The organism is Microcoleus harperi Pol14_C6 (genome assembly GCF_036701295.1).
Lineage (GTDB): Bacteria > Cyanobacteriota > Cyanobacteriia > Cyanobacteriales > Microcoleaceae > Microcoleus.
In genome coordinates this window covers 84,981-100,856 of sequence record NZ_JAUBQN010000022.1, presented here as the reverse complement: position 1 = coordinate 100,856, position 15,876 = coordinate 84,981, and the positions used below count along the sequence as shown (strand labels likewise).

The following is a 15,876-nucleotide window of genomic DNA, read 5'->3' as shown; positions in this document are numbered from 1 at the left end:
GATAGCCAAAATGAATGCAGGTATAGATTTAACCAGTCCAATTGTCGGATACCGTCTAATCGAGCAACTGTACAGTGGTTCTAAAACCCTAGTTTATCGAGCCAGCCGAGAAACAGACGAGATTCCGGTTGTCATTAAACTATTAAATCGAGACTATCCCAGCTTCAGCGAACTGGTGCAATTCCGCAACCAGTACACCATCGCCAAAAATCTACGTCTGCCGGGAGTCGTTGAACCTTACAATTTAGAGTCCTACCGCCACAGCTATGCCCTAGTAATGGAGGATTTTGGCGGTATTTCTCTGCGAGACTACGCCCAAGAACGCAAGCTGACTCTAGCAGAAATATTGGAAATAGCCATTCAAATAACTGATATCCTTGACGGACTGTACCGCAACAGAGTCATTCACAAAGATATTAAGCCAGCTAACGTTCTGATTCATCCGGAAACCAAACAAATTAAACTCATAGACTTTAGCATCGCCTCGCTACTGCCGAGAGAAACTCAAGAAATTCAAAATCCCAACGTCTTAGAAGGAACCCTCGCCTATATTTCTCCCGAACAAACCGGACGAATGAATCGAGGCATCGACTACCGCACAGACTTTTATTCTCTGGGAGCCACCTTTTACGAAATGCTGGCAGGAAAACTGCCATTTGAATGTGACGACCCCATGGAGTTGGTTCACTGCCATATAGCCAAAAAACCTCCTGCAATAAACAGCCAAGAAATCCCGCAGGTGGTTTCGGATATTGTCATGAAGCTGATGGCAAAAAATGCCGAAAAGCGCTATCAAAGTGCCTTGGGATTGAAGTATGACTTAGAAAAGTGTTGGCAGCAGTGCCAAGGAACTGGAAAAATTGAAAGCTTTGAATTAGGAAAGCGGGATATATGCGATCGCTTCCTGATTCCCGACAAACTCTATGGACGAATAACTGAAGTAAAAACGCTCATAAAAGCCTTTGAAAGAGTCAGCGAAGGTGCAACAGAAATCATGCTAGTTGCAGGTTTTTCAGGAATGGGAAAAACCGCAGTTATCAACGAAGTTCATAAACCCATAGTGCGACAACGTGGTTATTTTATTAAAGGAAAATATGACCAATTTCATCGCAACATTCCCTTCAGCGCCTTTGTGCAAGCATTCCGCGATTTAATGGGGCAATTGCTATCCGAATCAGATGGGCAATTAGAAACATGGAAAAACCAGATATTAACTGCATTAGGAGACAACGGACAAGTCTTAATTGACGTAATTCCTGAGTTAGAAAATATTATCGGTAAACAGCCAGCCGCCCTTGAATTATCGGGAACAGCCGCCCAAAATCGCTTTAATTTCTTATTGCCAAAATTTGTGCAAGTCTTTACCAGTCAAGAACATCCGTTGGTCATGTTTTTAGATGACTTGCAATGGGCCGATTCCGCATCACTGAACTTGCTGAAATTATTGATGCAAGATGCTGGGTATCTCTTAATATTAGGCGCGTATCGAGATAATGAAGTCTTCCCCGTACATCCATTCATTTTAACAGTGGATGAAATTGTAAAAACTGGGGCAACGGTGAATACAATTACTTTACCACCCTTAAGGCAACCTGATATGAATCAGTTGGTGGCAGATACACTGAATTGTGAATCATCTCTAGCCCAGCCTTTAACAAAATTGGTCTATCAAAAAACTCAAGGTAATCCTTTTTTTGCTACTCAGTTTCTCAAAGCATTACATGATGACAAGTTAATTAGCTTTGATTTCGAGATTCAATATTGGCAATGCGATATTGCCCAAGTGAAGGCCTTAGCAATTACTGATGATGTCGTTGAATTCATGGCATTGCAATTACAAAAATTGCCAAGAGAAACTCAGGATAGTCTCAAACTAGCGGCTTGTATAGGGGCGCAGTTTGATTTGAATACCTTAGCAATTGTCAGTGAGAAATCACCAGACAGTAGCGCCACAGCTTTATGGAAAGCCTTGCAGGAAGGTTTGGTAATTCCTACTACCGAAATCTATAAGTTCTTTACCCAATCTGATAGCGAGGAAGTTTTTAATGATTCCGCTAATCCAACTTATCGATTTTTACACGATCGCGTCCAACAAGCGGCTTATTCATTGATTCCTGACGAGCAAAAACAGCAGACCCATTACCATATTGGGCAACTACTCCAACAAAACTTATCAGAGATAGAAAAAGAGGAAAAGCTGTTTGATATTGTCGGGCATTTAAATTTAGGAATTGAGTTCATGACTCAAGCAGAGGAACGGGAAGCCTTAGCCAGATTGAACTTAGCAGCCGGACAGAAAGCCAGAAATTCTACAGCCTATGCAGGCGCCAGAAGTTTTGTAAAAACAGGGCTGGAGTTACTCACAGATAACTGTTGGCAAACTCAGTATGAATTAACCCTGAATCTTTATGTGGCTGCGGCTGAAACGGCTTACTTAAATGCCGATTTTAATGGCATGGAAGAAATGGCAGCCCAGGTTTTGCGATCGGCGAAAACAATACTAGATAAAGTCAAAATATTTGAGATTCAAATCAACGCACTGACAACTCAGAGTCAGATGTTAGAAGCGATCGCTATCGGCACCAATGCCCTAGCACAATTGGGGATTGAACTCCCCTATGAAACTGACGAAGCATTGACACGCATTGCATTAGAAAACCTTGCCAACCAACTGGAGGGAAAACAGATAGAGGAACTGGTTAACCTTCCCGTGATGAGCGATCCTCGGACAATCGCGGCGATGCAATTGTTAGGCATCTTGTTTCCGGCTATTTTTATGGGAAATCCTGCCTTGCAGCCTCTGCTTTGTGCCACAATGGTCAGTATATCACTTCAATTTGGCAATGCACCAGCATCAACAATCGGGTATGTGGGTTATGGCATTGTGCTGTCTGGTTTTTTCGGAGAAATAGAAAAAGGTTATCGGTTTGGGCGAGTAGCACTGAGCTTACTAAATCAGTTGAATTGGCCAGAATTTAAATGTATCACTTTACTTTGGTTTGGCTGTTTTATTCAGCATCGTCAAGAACCACTGAGGGCAACAATCCCAACGGCGAAAGAAGGGTATTTAGTCGGAATGGAAACAGGTGATTTTCTCAATGGTGGCTACTGCGTCAGTAGTTATTTATATAATAATTTTTTTTCAGGGGTAGAGATTGATGATTGGCACGCAGAAATAGAAAATTATTGTGTTGTCTTAACGACTGTGAAGCAATATTCTCCTATGTTTTACGTGAAGATGACACAACAGACGGTGCAGAACTTGAGGGAAATTGTCAATCAACCGGATTTGTTAATCGGTCAGGCTTATGATGAAACCGTGATGTTTCCTCAGCATAATCAGAATAGAGAGCTTACTGCACTCGCTCTTGCCTATAACTACAAACTAATGCTTGCCTATCTCTTTGGTAACTACACCAACGCCCTAGACTACATTGCTCAAGCAAGCCTCTATTTGAGGGTGGCGGCAGCAATGATTCATACTCCGGTTTTCCATTTCTATGCCGGGTTAACCTACTTGGCAGTCTGCTCTACGCAGTCAGAAATTGAGCAAGCGAACAGTCTCGCTTTGGCAGAAACCCATCAAACCACTTTGGCTCAATGGGCACACCAGGCGCCGATGAATCACAAACATAAAATTGACTTGGTAGAAGCAGAAAAATGGCGGGTTTTAGGCAAGAATTATGAAGCTGGAGATTGGTACGATCGCGCAATTGCCGGAGCCAAGAAAAACGAATATATCCAAGAAGAAGCTTTAGCTAACGAACTAGCTGCGAAATTCTACTTAGAGTGGGGGAAAGAAAAAGTTGCACAATCTTACATGATTGAGGCGTATTACTGTTATTCCCGTTGGGGTGCAAAGGCTAAAGTCGCTTATTTAGAACAACACTATCCACAACTACTGAAAGCTATTCTCCAACCTGCTAACTTTGTAATCACATCTGGGACAACAATCAACCCTACCTGGATGGGAAGCCTAGCTAGCGTCAGTAGTAGCGAGAATGTATGGTTAGATTTTCCAGCAGTAATGATGGCGGCACAAGCTATTTCACAAGAAATTGAATTAGAGAAACTGTTAGCCACTTTGATGCAGATTACGCTGGCGAATGGGGGAGCACAAATCGGTTGTTTAGTGCTTCGCCAAGACCGACAATGGTTAGTCGTCGCTCAAACCGCACAAAAGCAGACAAAAATATTAGAAATTCCTCTGGAACAATATCAGGAAATTCCTCATAGCTTGATTTATGCGGTGGCACGAACTCAAGCGACGGCTGTTTTTGACAACTTAAGTATAGCAGACCAATTTGCAGGCGATCGCTATATTATCGCTCATCAACCTAAATCAGTTTTATGTACTCCAATTATTCGGCAAGGAAAACTCGTCGGTATTGTGTACTTAGAAAATAACTTAACACTGGGAGCATTTACTAATGAGCGAGTAGAAATTATCCAGATACTCGCATCTCAAGCGGCGATCTCTATTGATAATGCTCGTTTATATAAACAAATAGAGAAATATTCCCAAAGCTTAGAAGCAGAAGTAGCGCAAAAAACGGAAGATTTAAGCCAAAAAGCTTTTGATTTAGAGCAAGCATTTAAAAACTTACAACAAACCCAATCACAATTAATTCAGAGCGAAAAAATGTCATCTCTCGGTCAACTCGTAGCTGGCATTGCTCACGAAATCAACAATCCAGTAACATTTATTCGTAGTAATGTTGCACATATAGAGGATTATGTCAAAAATTTGCTTATTTTACTTGATATTTATCAACAAGAGTATCCTGAACCCAGTAGAGTAATTCAAGCGAAAATAGAAGAAATGGATTTAGAGTTTATCTGGGAAGATTTAATTAAAATTCTGGCATCTATGAAAGCAGGGAGCGATCGCATTAGCCAAATTATCCTTAGTTTGCGTAACTTTTCCCGCTTAGATGAAGCAGAGATGAAAGCAGTAGATTTACATACCGGAATTGAAAGCACTTTGCTAATTTTACAAACTCGCTTAAGACTGAGCGATGGCAAATCCGAAATACAAGTTATTAAAGATTATGGAAATCTGCCCCATGTCATTTGTTATGCTAGTGAGATAAATCAAGTATTTTTGAGTATTATCAGTAACGCTATTGAGGCTCTTCAATCAATTAATAAAATAGCTCAAAATCCTCTAATTAGGATTCAGACAGAAGTTATAGAAAAAGACAGGGTTAGAATTAAAATCTCTGATAATGGTGCTGGTATCCCGGCGAGTATTCAATCCAGAATATTCGATCCATTTTTTACAACTAAACCAGTGGGTAGCGGTACAGGTTTGGGTTTATCTGTTAGCTATGGTATTGTCAAAAAACATGGCGGTAAATTAACCTGTAATTCTAGAGTTGGAGATGGTACAGAGTTAGCGATCGAGATTCCTATCAGCTATATTAGAGCTTAAAGAAGCATCTTACTGATGCGCCCGTTGAGAGGTAAAACAAAAGATATGCGATCATTTATTTACAACTAAAGGTGTGGGTAAAGGGACGGGATTGGGTTTGGCGATCGCACGTCAAATCGTTGTCGAAAAATATAGCGGTTATATTCACATCAACTCTCGACTGGGAACCGGAACAAAATTTATCATCACTTTACCCACTAATGCCTAACAAAAAAGTTAAGTTTTTTCTCTTCTTCAGACCAATTTAACCGCTCGTTAACCCACCAATTACCAAATAACAACAACCATGAATAACTCTCACCAAAACCGCAACCCAAACACAAGCATTCAAATTCCTAACTATCAAATTCTCCAAACAGTTTATTCAGGAAGTCGCACCTTAGTTTATCGGGCTATCCGTATCAGTGACCGATTACCTGTCGTCATCAAACTGCTGAAAAACGAGTATCCCACCTTTAGCGAGCTGGTGCAATTCCGCAATCAATATACCATTGCTAAAAACCTTTGTCAACCGGGAATTATCCAAACGTATAGTCTCGAACCCTCTCGAAATGGTTATGCATTAGTCATGGAAGACTTTGGGGGAATTTCGCTTCAGGAATGGGCGATTAAAGGGAAAAACGCACTATCTTTGAGAGATTTTTTGGAAATCGCGATCGCTCTTTGCAATACCTTAGATATTCTCTACCGAAAGCGCATCATTCACAAAGACATAAAGCCCAGCAATATCTTAATTAATCCCGAAACCAAACAAGTCAAATTAATTGACTTTAGTATTGCGTCTTTACTTCCAAGAGAAACACCAACTTTGATAAATCCCGATGTATTAGAAGGGACACTTGCTTATATTTCCCCAGAACAAACTGGTCGAATGAATCGGGGGATTGACTACCGAACAGACTTTTATTCTTTGGGTGTGACTTTCTACGAATTACTGACAGGGAAATTACCATTTGAATCAAATGACCCAATGGAGTTGGTACATTGTCATATTGCCAAAGCAGCACCATTAGTACATGAAAATAACCCACAACTCCCCTCGGTAGTCTCAGAGATTGTCAGTAAATTGATGGCAAAAAACGCCGAATATAGATATCAAAGTGCATTAGGAGTGAAATACGATCTAGAAAAATGTTTACATCAACTACAAAAAACTGACACAATTCAGAGCTTTAAAATTGCACAACGGGATAGGAGCGATCGCTTCATCATCCCCGACAAACTCTACGGACGAGAAACCGAAGCAAAAACTTTACTGCAAGCATTTGAGCGAGTCAGTCTTGGTGCAACAGAAATGATGCTGGTAGCAGGTTTTTCGGGTATTGGTAAAACCGCCGTTGTCAATGAAGTTCATAAACCAATTGTTCGGCAACGCGGTTATTTTATCAAAGGAAAATTTGACCAATTTCAACGCAATATTCCCTTCTCAGCTTTTGTCCAAGCATTTCGGGATTTAATGGGGCAATTGTTAACCGAAAGTGATGTCCAACTAGAGCAATGGAAAAATCAAATATTAGAAACTGTCGGAAACAACGGTCAGGTAATTATTGAAGTCATTCCCGAATTAGAAAAAATCATTGGTGAACAACCACCAGCAGTAGAATTATCAGGAACTGCTGCCCAAAATCGCTTTAATTTATTGTTTCAAAAATTTACCCAAGTCTTTACTAGCGCCGAACATCCATTAGTGATATTTTTAGATGATTTACAATGGGCTGATTCAGCATCATTAAAGTTGATGCACCTATTAATGGTTGATACAGATCATCTTTTCATCATTGGTGCCTATCGGGATAACGAAGTCAATCCAGCCCATCCATTAATGCTGACTTTGAGCGAAATTCAAAAAAACCAAGCAGCAATTAATACTATTACTTTAACACCCCTTAGTCAATCCCAAATCAATCAATTAGTCGCTGATACGTTAAAAATAAACGAAACTTTGGCATTACCACTTTCACAATTAGTCTATCAAAAAACTAAAGGCAACCCATTTTTTGCCACCCAATTTCTCAAAGCCCTACACGAAGAAAATCTCATTCAATTTAACTTGGAGTTAGGCTGTTGGCAATGCGATCTGTCCGCAATTAATCAACAAGCATTGACCGATGATGTTGTAGAATTTATGGCGTTGCAGTTAGAGAAGTTACCCTTAGTCACCCAGAATATTCTGAAGTTAGCCGCTTGTATTGGCAATCAGTTCGATCTAGCAACATTAGCAATTGTTTCAGAACGATCGGAAGTAGAAACCGCAGCTAATTTATGGAAAACATTGCAAGAAGGTTTGATTTTACCGATCGGTGATGTTTATAAATTTTATGTAGGGGCAGAAAGTCAAGTCGTTACGTTAGAAAAATCTCAAAATGTTACCTACAAATTTTTACACGATCGCGTTCAACAAGCAGCCTATTCCCTAATTCCCGACCACCAAAAACAGGCGACTCATTACCAAATCGGACAACTGCTGCTGCAACAGATTTCCACACAAGCAAGAGAAGACCGTATTTTTGAAATCGTCAATCAATTAAATTATGGCATTTATTTAATTAGCGAACAAACGTCACGAAATCAACTAGCCCAACTTAACCTCCTCGCCTGTCGCAAAGCCAAAACTGCTACCGCCTATCAAGCAGCGGGTGAATATGCCGCATTAGGATTATCTTGTTTGGGAGAAAGTGCTTGGCAACAACAGTATGAAATGAGCCTCGCTTTTCATGAATTAGCTGCGGAAGTGGCAATGCTATGCGGTGACTTTGAAGCGATGGAACAGTTTATCGATATTGTCACCGAACAAGCACATTCTTTACTAGAACAGGTCAATGTTTACCGGATTAGAATTCAAGGTAAGACTTCCCAGCGCCAACTCAATGAAGTGCTGGCGATCGGCATTAATATCTTGCAACAGTTGGGCGCAACCATCACCGAATCACCCACACCCGCAGATATTCAAAAGTCAATCCAAGAAATTAGCGAACTGATTGGCGATCGCCAAATTGCAGATTTTGTCTACCTCCCTGTGATGACAGATGCGAACAAAATCGCCATTATCCAGATTGCCAGCAGCATCATGTCAGCAGCTTACACCTGTGGATCTCTGTTATATCCATTACTAGCTACCTTGTTAGTCAAATTATTCCTGCGGCACGGCAATATATCTGTTTCTGCTACTAACTATGCTTGTTACAGTCTGGTTCTCTGTAATATGCAGAAAAATATAGATTTAGCCGCACAGTTTGGAAAGTTGGCATTGAATTTGGCGGCAAAATTTGATGATAAAGCAACTAAACTGGAAGTATTTTTCCTGCTGGCAAGTTATATCCTCCACCGCAAATCTCACCTTAAAGAAATGTTACCCCTCTTGAGTGAGAGTTATACCCTTGGGCTAGAAGTAGGAAACCTGGAATACGCTGGATATGCTGTTCACAATTTCTGCTTAATTTCTTCTTGGTGCGGTCAACCCCTTGCTAAATTGGAGCAAGATACACGCACTTACTACAATGCTTTAGTGCAACTGAAGCAATGGGGAACAGCTAATTACTGTCTGATATATTGGCAAGTGACTTTAAATTTACTAGGTTTAGGAGAGCATCCCAGCATTTTGTCTGGTTCGGCTCTCCAAGAGACTGAATTTCTCCCCCTGCTGCGGTCTGCAAATGATATATGTGGATTATATATTTTCTACTCATATAAGTTGACTCTTTGCTTTTTGTTTGGCGAAGTTGAGCCAGCTAATAACAATGCCCTTGAGTGCAGAAACTATTTCATGTCGGGTGCGGGAACAGTTGCCGAACCGGCTTTTTATTTATATGATTCTTTGGTAGCCCTAGCACTGTTAAGTCAATCTTCAGAAGAGTTATCAAACGCATTAGAGCGGGTGGCACAAAACCAAACGCAGTTAAAGCACTGGGCGCACTATGCTTCGATGAATCACCAGCACAAGGTTGATTTAGTCGAAGCGGAAAAATGTCGAGTTTTTGGACAAAAAGCCGAAGCCATTGAGTTATACGACAAGGCAATTTTGGGAGCCAAAGAAAACGAATATATCCAAGAAGAAGCCTTAGCCAACGAACTCGCCGCTATATTTTATCTCCACTGGGATAAAGAAAAAATCGCCCAAATATATATGCAAGAAGCATACTACTGCTACGCCCGTTGGGGTGCAAAAGCCAAAGTAGCCGACTTAGAAAAACGCTATCCCCAATTACTGGCGCCCATATTACAGCAAACCCGTTCTCATCTCTCCACTCACGAAACTATCTTCACTTTGGGGAGTATTACCTCCACCAGTTCTGCCACATCCAGTAGTAGTGTTTCTGTGGCTTTAGATTTAGCTGCTATTCTCAAAGCTTCCCAAGCAATATCCGGTGAAATCGAACTCGAAAAGCTACTTTCATCGTTGCTTTCAATTGTCATCGAAAATGCGGGGGCTGATAAATGCGTGTTCATGCTCTTGCGAGACGATCGCCTGCTGATCAAAGGGTCAATTACTGTAGGGAAAGAGCCTGTCGTGTTGCAGCGCCTTCTGGTTGAAGAGAGTCAAGAAATTCCCCTGAAGCTGATTTACAAAGTCAAGCGTGACAGGCAGACTGTTGTGCTACTTGATGCCAGTGCCGATCTTACTTTAGCCAATGACCCGTATATCATGCGTCAGCAGCCGAAGAGTATCTTGTGTAGCCCGATTTTGCATCAAGGTAAGTTGATGGGCATTTTATATCTAGAGAATAATTTAGCAACGGGGGCGTTCACTAGCGATCGCATTGAACTACTTAACTTACTCTGCGCTCAAGCAGCAATTTCCTTAGAAAATTCTCGACTTTACGAGCGAGCGCAGAACTATGCTCAACAGCTAGAAGAGTCTCTGGAAGAGTTAAAAAATAGTGAAGCCCGCTTTCAGAAACTTGCCAATAACGTGCCTGGCTTGATTTATCAGATTCGGATTCAAGCCGATGGTTCTGCTTCAGTGCCCTACGTCAGTTCTGGATGTCAAACACTCTATGAAGTGGCGGCAGAGGATGTGATGCTAGGAAAATACAGCCTACGCGATTTTGAACATCCCGACGATCGAGCAGAGGGGTTTCGGGCAGTTATCGAGTCCGCTCAAACGCTCACCCCATTTCAACATGAGTGGCGGATTATTACTCCCAGTGGGAAAGTGAAATGGGTGAAAGCCGCTGCTCAGCCAGAACGTAGAGAAGACGGAGAAACCGTTTGGGATGGAATGCTGATTGATATTACCGATCGCAAGCAAGCAGAAGCAGGTGTGATTCAAAAATCACAGGAACTCGAACAGACTCTGGCAGATTTGCAGAACACCCAACTGCAAATGGTGCAAAGCGAAAAAATGGCATCACTGGGAAATCTGGTAGCAGGTGTTGCTCATGAAATCAATAACCCCGTCGGCTTTATTTGGGGCAATTTGAATGAAACCCAGCAAACGGTGCAAGACTTAGTGGAGCATCTCAATCTCAATCGCGATCGCGCCTCAGAAACAGAGCTTGCAGACCATGCCGAAGATATCGATTTAGACTATATCATCGAAGACTGGCCTAAAATGATTGACTCCATGAAAGTGGGATGTAATCGCATTAAAAGTATCAGCACTTCGCTCCGCACCTTTTCTAGAGCTGACAAAGACTATAAAGCGCCCTTCAACATCCACGAGGGCATAGATAGTACGCTCTTAATTCTCAAATATCGATTGAAAGCGAACGATGAGCGACCCGCCATTGAAGTAGTGAAAGACTACGGCAATATTCCGGCGATCGAATGCTTCCCCGGACAGCTTAACCAGGTGTTTATGAACATTCTCGCCAATGCGATCGATGCGTTAGATGAATCAAATACTGGTCGAAGTTTTGCGGAAATTCAGGCGAATCCCAACCGCATTACAATTACAACCTCACTAGAAGATAACCAGGTAAAAATTACCATTACTGATAATGGAAAGGGTATGAGTGAATCAGTCAAAGAGAAAATATTCGATCATTTGTTTACGACGAAAGCGGTAGGGAAAGGAACGGGATTAGGATTGGCGATCGCCCGGTTAATTGTAGTTGAGCAACACTTTGGTATGATCGAAGTCAACTCAACTTTAGGTCGCGGTACAGAATTTATAATTTCGCTGCCATGTTGAGCATTAGCTGGGTAATTTATAGCCTATTTGCGAATTTTTCTTAAAATTGAAATTTTTTTACACCCCACTTTACAATTTATAGTGAGCGATAAATTCTGCCAAAGTCTTGATACTTCCGTCGGACTAATTCATAAAGGAATCTCGATCGCAAATTCCGTACCTTCTCCTACGGTGGAACGGCAACTCAAGGCTCCGGCGTGTTTTTCCGCGACAATTCGGTAACTGATGGCTAACCCTAAACCAGTGCCTTTTCCCATCGGTTTTGTCGTGAAAAACGGGTCAAATAATCGACTCCGCACGTCTTCTGTCATGCCGATCGCATTATCGGCAATGCGGATGCAAATACTATTTTCGTTCAGGGCTTCTGTGCGAATCCTAATAGTTGGTTTCCAATCGTCGCCGCCGGCTACAGATCGCCTTTTTTGGTTGCAAGCATCTTCCAAGGCGTCAATACTGTTGCTAAGCAGATTCATAAATACCTGATTGAGCTGACCTGCATAACATTCTATTAAAGGGAGTTGACCGTAATCTTTGATAATTTTTATTTCTGGATAGTCGCCTCTGGCTCGAAGTTTGTTGTGCAATATTAAGAGGGTATTATCTATGCCTTCGTGAAGGTTAGTAGGTTTTTTTACCGAGTCGTCTAAACGCGAGAAATTTCGCAAGCTCAGAACTATTTCGCGAATGCGATCTGCTCCCATTTTCATCGAAGATAATATTTTTAGTAAATCTTCTGTCAGAAATTCTAAATCGATATTGTCAATACATTCTTGGACTTCTACCACGGGCTGAGGATAATGTTTTTGGTAAAGTTTCACAAGCTGCAACAAGTCTCTGATATATTGGCTGGCGTAGGAAATGTTGCCGTAGATAAAACTGACAGGGTTATTAATTTCGTGAGCTACTCCAGCTACCATTTGACCGAGACTTGACATTTTTTCGGTATGAATTAGGTGAGCTTGAGTTTCTCGAAGTTCTTTGAGAGCGATTTCTAGCTGCTGGGCTCTGTTGTTGGCGATCGCCTCGGAGAGCCGCAAAGCATCCTCCGCTGCTTTGCGCTCTGTCATGTCAAAAATGGCACCGTTGAGGGATAAAACTTCACCGTCTGCGTTGAAAAGGGCTTGACCTTTCTCTGCAACCCACCGCACATTTCCGTCGCAGTGCATCAGGCGATATTCGATGATGTAAGGTTGTTTTGTCTTAATAGCCCGATCGATAATTGTCTCGATCTGCTCAGCGTCATCGGGATGAACTATACTCGGAAAAGCCTGCACTGGTTTTTGCATAAAGTTAGCTGCAGGATAGCCGGAAATAGCTTCTATGCCACTGCTGATAAAAGTTAGGCTCGATCGCCCAGCAGCACTGCATCGGTAAACTGCACCGGGAATGCTAGAAACTAATGACCTAAATTCTTCTTCCCTTTCTCGCAAAGCTGCCTCAATCCGCTTGCGTTCGCTAATGTCACGAGCAAACGCGCACTGATATTCTTTGCCGTTAAATTCCAAATGGTTGATCGTAATTTCTACCGGAAAAATGCGACCGTACTTAGTGAGGTGGTGAACTTCAATATTAACTGAACCGCAGCGTTTTAAGACTTTCCAGTGCAAACTCCAAGCACTTTGGGGAAAATCTGGATTGATGTCGTGCACTGTCATCGAGAGCAATTCTGCAGCAGAATATCCCAATGAAGTGCACGCAGCGTCGTTGACGTACAAAAATTTACCGTCGGGCCCGATCCAGAATATCGCATCTGCCGATCGGTCGATCGCAAACTGAGTCAGTTGCAACTTTTCTTCAACTCGGTGGCGATCGGCAATTTCTTTTTCTAACTGTTGATTAAGCGAATTGAGAGCTAAAGCGCGATCGACAATAGTATCCGAAGGGTAAAAATGGAGGGCTTGTTTTGCCAATTCTTCTTTCTCTATATCATGCTGCTGCTGATTTTGTTCTACCTGTTTTAACGACTGTTGTTGAAGTTTTTCTTTTTGATTGAAACCAGACTCGGCAAGTGCTTTGGGCATGAGGGCAAGGGCGACTGCGACTAAAAACCACGCAATCAAAGCACTTGCAGCTTTGAGAGTTACTGACAGCCAATATATCGAGTGCCACAGCGTCCAAACTTCCGTCAATTTAGCAGCGCCCCAGGCAAAAAAAACAACGGCAAATACCCGGAAAATCTTGCGGTGAGAACCTTGGCGGGTAAAATAAACTAAAGATAGGGCGATCGAGCAATAAGCCAGTGCCGTCAGCGAGTCAAAAACAGCGTACAATCGCAACTCCGGCACCACGTTGCAGGCGAATGTAGAAGATACAGCAAGTGTGGAAAAAAAAATTGTTAATTGTTCTTGCATAAAGTTCAAGAAAAAATTTATCTGTACCAATGCAAATCAGATCAAATCTAATTATTTGATTTCGGCTAGGGAAATATTTACATAATTATATACTTTTTTCATTTTTTATGAAACAGCTATTTTTTCAGGAAATGTCAAAACTGTCGAGGTTGGGCCCTGGGAACGAAGCTTTTGCCAAGTATGAGCAATGGTGAGCGTCACGGCTAGCAACGCTTACGTTCCTCCCTGTAACGGAATAAATAGGTTCGCCTACCTCTTGATTCAGAAACATTTAAATTGTTAATGATCGCTATTAAATTTTCTTTTAGATTACTTAAGCAGTGAGCCAGGGGTTAAAAACCCCTGGCTCACAGATGGACTAACAGACTTTTAAGGCAGAGAAAATCTCAATTTTTGGGCTGGAAATCCACAATTAAGCGCCGCCCAGGGCCCACTGCACCAAAGTCCGAACTCCAAAACCGGTAGCCCCAGGGCCATTGTAACCATTTTCTTTGTCAGTCCAAACCGGGCCGGCAATATCTAAATGCGCCCATGCAGTATCCTTTACAAACTGCTTCAAAAATAGCGCCGCCGTAATCGAACCGCCGGGACGCGGGCCTGTGTTTTTCATGTCGGCGTGCAATGCTTTCAAGCCCTCAAAATACTTCTCTTCCATCGGCATTCGCCAAAATTTTTCGCCTGCCAATTCTGAGGCGGCGACTATTTCGGCAGCGACGCTATCTTGAGGACTCCACAAACCCGCGATATCGTCGCCTAAAGCAATTACGCAGGCCCCGGTTAGAGTTGCTAAATCGACAATCGCGTCAACTCCTAATTTATCAGCAAATACCAAAGCATCAGCCAGGGTTAAACGACCTTCAGCGTCGGTATTGTTGACTTCAATTGTTTTGCCGTTGGAAGCTGTAAGGATGTCTCCAGGGCGCATGGCACGGCCGCTGATCATGTTTTCAGTGACGGCGCTGATAAAGTGAACTTCTACATCTGGTTTGATGTGTCCGATCGCCTTTGCCGCTCCCAAAGTAGCCGCAGCGCCGCCCATATCTATTTTCATCATTTCAATGCCGCTGCCGGCTCCTTTGATGTTCAAACCGCCGGAATCAAAGGTCAATCCTTTGCCGACAATTGCTATTTTGCGGCGCGGTGTGCCTTCGGGTTTGTAAGTTAAGTGGATGAATTTGGGCGGTAAATCAGATGCTAGGGCCACGCCGAGAAAGGCTCCCATGCCTAGTTTTTCACAGTCTTCCCGCTCCAGTATTTCTAATTCTAAACCGCATTCGGCAGCCAGACTTTGAGCAGTTTCTGCCATGGTAATTGGGGTGACAAAATTGGCCGGCGCTGCGACTAATTCCCGTGCTAAAATAACTCCGGCAGTGATTTGACGGGCGCGGGCGATCGCACTTTCGGTACCGGCAAAACCGAGCAAATGAATTTGTTCGAGTTGCGGGCTTTTGTCTTCCTGTTCCGATTTGAAACGGTTGTCTTGATTCAAGGAGAGTTCTACACCTTCGACGATCGCGCTTGCTGTAACATCCGGCGCGTTTTTCCATACAGGAAAGCTAATTCCGAGGGTTTTGCATTTCTCCTTTTTGGCTAACTTGGCGCAAACGCCTGCTGCTTGCCGCACGGTGTCTAATTTTAAGTCCTCTGTTTTGCCCAAACCGACGATCGCAATTTTGCGAATGGGATTATTGCCGCCGACGCGGGTGATGGCGCTCGTACCCACTTTGCCCTTAAAATCTACTTCCAGTAGCAGCTCTTTCAAAGTGCCTGCCAGCTTTTCATCTAATTGTGCCAGATCGCCCGTGAGTTCCAGGGCGTCCTCAAATAGACCAATTGCCAAGGCGTCTCCGGTCCAAACAGAGCGGGGCGTATCGGTGACTAGAAATTCCATGTTTTGATTTACACTTTAGATTTTAGATTTTAGATTGTACTTTGTACTTGGTGGTTTGTGGTTTTTC

At 42.6% G+C, this 15,876-nt stretch carries 4 protein-coding genes and 1 pseudogene; 3 read left to right on the top strand and 2 right to left on the bottom strand.

The genetic code is table 11. The features are described from left to right. Positions 1-10: 10 nt before the first annotated feature. From QUA27_RS16390 to QUA27_RS16380, 3 genes and pseudogenes are all read left to right on the top strand, one after another. Positions 11-5,434, top strand: coding sequence for a trifunctional serine/threonine-protein kinase/ATP-binding protein/sensor histidine kinase (locus QUA27_RS16390; protein ID WP_333069110.1), 5,424 nt, complete (start codon positions 11-13; stop codon positions 5,432-5,434). A gap of 28 nt (positions 5,435-5,462) precedes the next feature. Continuing rightward, a pseudogene (locus QUA27_RS16385) lies at positions 5,463-5,642 on the top strand (ATP-binding protein); the annotation flags it as partial. A gap of 78 nt (positions 5,643-5,720) precedes the next feature. Continuing rightward, positions 5,721-11,567, top strand: a complete 5,847-nt coding sequence (locus QUA27_RS16380; RefSeq protein WP_333069109.1) for a trifunctional serine/threonine-protein kinase/ATP-binding protein/sensor histidine kinase — start codon at positions 5,721-5,723, stop codon at positions 11,565-11,567. A 128-nt stretch (positions 11,568-11,695) separates the two neighbouring features. Here QUA27_RS16380 and QUA27_RS16375 read toward each other — a convergent pair whose 3' ends face one another. Together QUA27_RS16375 and QUA27_RS16370 are read right to left on the bottom strand one after the other, a co-directional pair. Continuing rightward, positions 11,696-13,918 (bottom strand): sensor histidine kinase, encoded by a 2,223-nt coding sequence (locus tag QUA27_RS16375; RefSeq protein WP_333069108.1) that lies wholly within the window; start codon positions 13,916-13,918, stop codon positions 11,696-11,698. A gap of 412 nt (positions 13,919-14,330) precedes the next feature. After that, the gene (locus QUA27_RS16370) at positions 14,331-15,809 is read right to left on the bottom strand and encodes a leucyl aminopeptidase (protein ID WP_333069107.1); all 1,479 of its coding nucleotides are present in this window, start codon (positions 15,807-15,809) and stop codon (positions 14,331-14,333) included. Positions 15,810-15,876 lie beyond the last annotated feature (67 nt).

Bases quoted from the DNA above. Each gene is read 5' to 3' on its own strand.
- QUA27_RS16375 (WP_333069108.1), bottom strand. From the start codon at position 13,918: ATGCAAGAACAATTAACAATTTTTTTTTCCACACTTGCTGTATCTTCT.
- QUA27_RS16380 (WP_333069109.1), top strand. From the start codon at position 5,721: ATGAATAACTCTCACCAAAACCGCAACCCAAACACAAGCATTCAAATT.
- QUA27_RS16390 (WP_333069110.1), top strand. From the start codon at position 11: ATGAATGCAGGTATAGATTTAACCAGTCCAATTGTCGGATACCGTCTA.
- QUA27_RS16370 (WP_333069107.1), bottom strand. From the start codon at position 15,809: ATGGAATTTCTAGTCACCGATACGCCCCGCTCTGTTTGGACCGGAGAC.